This is a genomic window from Tyzzerella sp. An114 (assembly GCF_002161055.1).
Classification (GTDB): Bacteria; Bacillota; Clostridia; order Lachnospirales; family Anaerotignaceae; genus Fimicola; species Fimicola cottocaccae.
In genome coordinates this window covers 1-632 of the sequence record NZ_NFLT01000074.1, presented here as the reverse complement: position 1 = coordinate 632, position 632 = coordinate 1, and the positions used below count along the sequence as shown (strand labels likewise).

The 632-nt window shown below is 37.3% G+C and carries 1 pseudogene; it reads right to left on the bottom strand.

Annotated features, from left to right (window positions below):
• Nucleotides 1-53 precede the first annotated feature (53 nt).
• A pseudogene (locus B5E58_RS13920) lies at nucleotides 54-632 on the bottom strand (collagen-like protein); the annotation flags it as partial.

Genomic DNA, 632 nt, shown 5'->3' with positions numbered 1-632 from the left:
TATAGCTTCGGCTATATCCTTATAATTTTTATCATCAGTAGTTACTATTCCCATTAATAACCCACCTCATCTCCATTGGGTATCGCATTAAGAACATCTTGCACAATTTCCTGTTTATCAGTTTCAGTAAAATAATCAACACCCTTAACAGGTGTTTTCCCCTTCAAGCCTGAAAAATTAAACTGAAAACTACGGGTCAATTCTGTTCCACCTGCTACAACATTAACTGCCGGTGTTCCTGTTGTATCGTCAACAGTCGCTGTTGCACCTGTGATTGTTGCACTCTGACCTGTTGGTCCTGTTTCACCTGTTGGACCTTGCTCACCTTGAGGCCCTTGTGGTCCAGTGTCACCATTTTGACCTTTTAATTGCCCACTATTATATTTTTCCTGAAAAGTTTGACCGTCAGCGAAAGCAATTTCACTAGCTGTATATGTTGGTTTATTCGGTGTCTTTGTCCATTCAGGAACACTATCCTTATAATTGTTTAAAACATTAGTTGCAATTTGTATAACTTCTTCTTCCGTTAGTGTGTCTATTGGATTATTAATAAAATATTCTTCTACGGCTTTTTCAATTGATTCTTGAGATATTTTATCTTCTAATTCAGCAAACTTCTGCATGATTTGCTC